General features: G+C 51.1%; 5 protein-coding genes. 4 read left to right on the top strand and 1 reads right to left on the bottom strand.

The features are described 5' to 3' along the window. From ACEN2J_RS20485 to ACEN2J_RS20475, 3 genes are all read left to right on the top strand, one after another. Positions 1 to 326: hypothetical protein (locus ACEN2J_RS20485; RefSeq protein ID WP_442108565.1), on the top strand; the 326-nt coding region annotated here is incomplete at its 5' end. A gap of 114 nt (positions 327 to 440) precedes the next feature. Then, on the top strand, positions 441 to 653 hold the full coding sequence (locus ACEN2J_RS20480; protein ID WP_442108563.1) for a helix-turn-helix domain-containing protein: 213 nt from the start codon (positions 441 to 443) through the stop codon (positions 651 to 653). 2 nt (positions 654 to 655) lie between these two features. Then, positions 656 to 2,005, top strand: a complete 1,350-nt coding sequence (locus ACEN2J_RS20475) for a HipA domain-containing protein (RefSeq protein ID WP_442108561.1) — start codon at positions 656 to 658, stop codon at positions 2,003 to 2,005. Positions 2,006 to 2,070: 65 nt separating this feature from the next. Here ACEN2J_RS20475 and ACEN2J_RS20470 read toward each other — a convergent pair whose 3' ends face one another. Further along, positions 2,071 to 2,847, bottom strand: coding sequence for a hypothetical protein (locus ACEN2J_RS20470; protein WP_442108559.1), 777 nt, complete (start codon positions 2,845 to 2,847; stop codon positions 2,071 to 2,073). A 314-nt stretch (positions 2,848 to 3,161) separates the two neighbouring features. On the opposite strand from ACEN2J_RS20470, the gene ACEN2J_RS20465 reads away from it, so the two are divergent. Next, positions 3,162 to 3,902, top strand: a complete 741-nt coding sequence (locus tag ACEN2J_RS20465) for a hypothetical protein (protein WP_442108557.1) — start codon at positions 3,162 to 3,164, stop codon at positions 3,900 to 3,902. Positions 3,903 to 4,098 lie beyond the last annotated feature (196 nt).

Raw genomic sequence — 4,098 nt, 5'->3', positions numbered from 1 at the left:
TGAAAAACATGAAATTATGGACAGGCTTTCGCCGCACAAGATCGAAGATGCGGCTGTATGGCCAATGCTGCCCTAGTAGTGGCCGCCAAATGGCGACCGCACAGCGGCTAACCTATCAATCCCCGAAGGCAGCAGGACAAGTAAAAAATCCGGCGTCACGAAGGCAAATTCCGTTTGTTTCGAGCGGTGCTTTGACCTCGTCGCGCTTGCCACACCAGCCAGCGATAAACTATTTTCGCGAGCCTTTAGAGACCAAGAGCAGCTTAGGCGATGGCAGGAAACGCCTTCCCGAGCGCAAAATGATCTTTTTGGTAGTTCTACCATAACAGGGCCTCGGCCGCGCATTAAACCGGGCTATTTGGCAGATCTACCAAATACCTTGCAGAAATCGGCCCGTCCTGCTATTTTTTGGTTCAAATACCAAAAATTAAGGATTACTCATGAATATTGATAGCGCAAGCGATCTGGGTAAGATGATCCGCAGTCGCAGGATCGAACTTGATATTGACCAAGGCACCTTAGCCAGCCTCTCCGGCGTAGATCAAGGCAACCTTTCAAAGATCGAACGTGGTGTGGCTCGGGCCACATTGGACACTTACATCCGACTTACCCAAGCCCTGGGTATCGACATTCTTGCGGTCACGCGCTCATGAGGATGGATGTATGGCTCGAGCAGCGCGAGGCCCCGGTTGGTTTATTGACCCGTAAGGAAGATAAATCGCTGACATTTGTTTACGCGCCGGATGTTACGAAGGAGCATCAGATCTCCTTATCTCTGCCCATCACAGGCACGCCTTATACGGACGCGAGTTGCCGTGGCTATTTCGCGAACCTTCTTTTTGAAGGCCCTCAACTCGACAAGGTTGTCGACAGCTTCCAGCTGGACCGCGATGATTACGGCTCGATGCTGTTTCATCTTGGCGTAGATTGCCCCGGCGCTATCTCGGTAACGCCCGAGGGTACCGGCCCCGGCAAGAAGCCCGGACGCTTTCCGCAAGATTACGAACTCATCTTGCCTGAACGTCTCTCTGGCATCGTGAAGTCGCTCCACATGCATAAGCGCATGCCTGAGGGCGAACGCGACCCGTCGCCCATTGCCGGCGTCCAGGGTAAGATCGCAGTTCTATCTCACGATGGAGATTATTATCTGCCCGTTGCCGGATCCCGCGCGCCAACCACCCACATTTTAAAAGTCTCGCCCGTTGATGACCCGCAGATCACGTTGCATGAGGCGGCCCTCTTGAACATTGCCGACGCGGTCGGAATTTCGGCCGCGGTGAGCAAACCGCTGGCTTTCACTGTGGAAAACCAAACCATCAACGCCATCCTGTCAACCCGTTTTGACCGGGACGCCAAGATAAAGGATGGTCAAGGGTTGGTGACCCGCGTGCATGCAGAAGATTTCTGCCAGGCACTGGGGTTGCCGCCAAGCCTGAAATACGAGCGTGGCAGCAGCAACCCGGGCCGCAAGTTTTCGGCGGGTGGCATCGGCCAGATCGCAAGTCAAGCTTCGGTGCCGCTCCAATTCATGAATAAAGTCGTCGAACACATTTTCTTCAACCTTCTGGTTGGAAACTCGGACAACCATGGAAAGAACGGATCCATACTCCACCAGGATGGCGGAACCATGCTGGCGCCGCTTTATGATGTTGTTCCGGTGTTTATGGACCGCAAAGTCACGCACCAGCTCGCGTTTGATCACAGCAAAGCTCAGTTCGCTGAGGATTTCAGCAGACAGAACTTGGTTAATCTCATGGTCGAACTCGGCTTTCGCAGCCCAAATGAGAAGCGATTGATCGCACAGATCTCCCGCCTTGCTCGCGCCATCGCAAAAAAAGCGATCAACCTCGCGCCAAAAAGCCTCGGTGATGGTCTTTACGCTCAGGCAATGGTTTTGGAAGATGCGCTCGATGTCGACTTTGAACTGCAAGGCCGAGACTTTTTTGACAGACTCGATCGCGACGGGCATGATGAGCGGCCCGGAGGCTGGGGCGGGTTAAGCTGATGAGTATTCAGAATGTTGTCAAAACTGACTGCAACGCCGGTCCTTTCGAACCGGCGCAGTAAGACTCACTTATTCCGCAACACCTCATCGATTTTCGGCATTGCCTTGTCAAACAACATCTTGCGGATATTTTCCCCAGGCAAAACAAGCGGGCGCTCCTGCAGAACCTCATATCCAGTGCTCGAAAACGTCGACAGATCAGGCGAGACGGTGAACTCAAGCGTTGCCATGGGATGCCCCGCATAATCAAAGTATACCACTCCCGAAAGATCATCGGGCATATCAATGATGCGAATAGTCCAAAGCTCTTCAGCGGAAGGATCGTTGCTGAAAACGCACTCCTCGGGACGCCCCGAGACCTTCGAGAGGATCGCGCGAAACGTCGTGACTGTATTGTGTTCCAAAGACCAGAAGCGATCTGCGACCAGCTTGATGGCCAGGCATTCGGCCATATCAAGGTTTTTGAGACGATCGAAATCAACCGCTTTCTGATCTTCATCGGAGTAGTCGAAACGGACGCCTGCGATCAAACCATTAACGAGTCCGGACTTTGCCATCTGCATCATGACAGATTCACGCCGCGGGAAAGGGCTGGGCTGGAAAAGGTCCAAAAGAACCGGCCATGCTTCCTCATTCAGCAACGGGAAATGGTATGCAGACACTTCAAGAACAGCTTTCAACAGAGAGCTGATCTTGTTCCCATCTTCAGCAGGTTCCGGATCAATGTTGATATCGGGGCCGTCTTCGGAATCCTTAGAGGAGGACAAGTTCAACGCAGAGAGGACATAGGGATCCATCGCGATCGAGATGGTAGGATGCGGCAGAATATTGAAATTGTTCATTTCGTTTCCTTATTCTTGTAAATCAGTCACTATTATTAGCAACCTACATATATGTATATTTACTATTTTGCGCCGTCAAGAAATATATGTATTTATCCTACAATCTTCTTGTGCTAGGCTTGGTCGTGGCCCATTGAGCGAGGAGATCTGCTTTCTTTTTTTTCTTTTCACCTGCAAGTTCCGACGGATATGAAGATCCCCTTTTCACCCACTTTTGTGAAGCCTGTATTAGGGTTCGAAAGCAGTATCCAAACCTGACAGCCAGCGCCTGCAGAACCCTACTGTCTGTCGTAGTAGCTCCTAATAAAACGGGATTGTCTTACGACGAGATCGCTACGCTTGCGGAACTCGAATACATCCAGGCAGTTCAGCAAGTGGAAATGTTGTCGTCAGGACGGGGCGGCAAAGATGGCCTAGGTTTGCTGACCAAACAAAACAAAATGAGTAAGGTCCGCTCCGTGACCTTATCGAAAGAAGGCGTTGAATTTGCACGTTTCTTCGTAACTCACTTGGACGAGGCAACGTCAAATGAAGCTCTGGCAAGCCAAATCGCCCAAGGACCTCTCCCGGGCTTTCAGTGCGCTACACGTGAATTGCCAAGCATAACGCTTGGCACGTTAACCGTGCTGCTTCAGGTTGCTCTAAGACAAAGATCGTTCGGGATAGAGGGGGCATCTGCAAAAACCATTGCCGACAATCTGGAAATTTCGAATTTCCCCCGCCATTTGGCGATACTTGGCGATGGGCTCGGAGAACGTGCCGGTTATGGCCTTATCAGGCTCAGGGATAACGCCAAGGACCGGCGTGTGAAGTTGCCGGAACTAACCGACGAGGGGCATCGTGTCGTCACAGCTATAGTTGCCGCAGTTACAGGCCGGGCAGTTGATCCACCCAAGAGGATTAAGCCTGAAGTGCTTGAGGCACTCGATAGCCCTGATGATATGTCAAACGTTGAGGATGATGACTACACTTCAATCGTATGGGAAAAAAATCCATGTTCCATCCCAGACAATCACATTTCTCGTCGGCGTTCTGCGCAAAAGAATGACGTTTGAATTCGTTCAAAGCCTGCACTTTTTAAATAGAGGATTTTTCAAGAGGTCACTTCGTTGTTCACAAATTCCAAGCTGGAATTCCACAATCAATGTCATACCTGTTGATTTTCGTCTCAGATTGACCCGGCGGGGATGCGGACAAAAACTTGGACTGTTTTTACGTCATAAGTCCTAGGCTTTTACGGTATTCGATTGG

Origin of the sequence: Pseudorhodobacter sp. W20_MBD10_FR17 (assembly GCF_052119765.1) — a bacterium.
Taxonomy (GTDB): domain Bacteria; phylum Pseudomonadota; class Alphaproteobacteria; order Rhodobacterales; family Rhodobacteraceae; genus Pseudorhodobacter.
This window is presented reverse-complemented; position numbering and strand designations above follow the sequence as displayed.

What these genes read in the sequence shown, in the direction of transcription:
- ACEN2J_RS20480 (WP_442108563.1), top strand. Translation starts at nt 441, where the DNA reads ATGAATATTGATAGCGCAAGCGATCTGGGTAAGATGATCCGCAGTCGC.
- ACEN2J_RS20475 (WP_442108561.1), top strand. Translation starts at nt 656, where the DNA reads ATGGATGTATGGCTCGAGCAGCGCGAGGCCCCGGTTGGTTTATTGACC.
- ACEN2J_RS20470 (WP_442108559.1), bottom strand. Translation starts at nt 2,847, where the DNA reads ATGAACAATTTCAATATTCTGCCGCATCCTACCATCTCGATCGCGATG.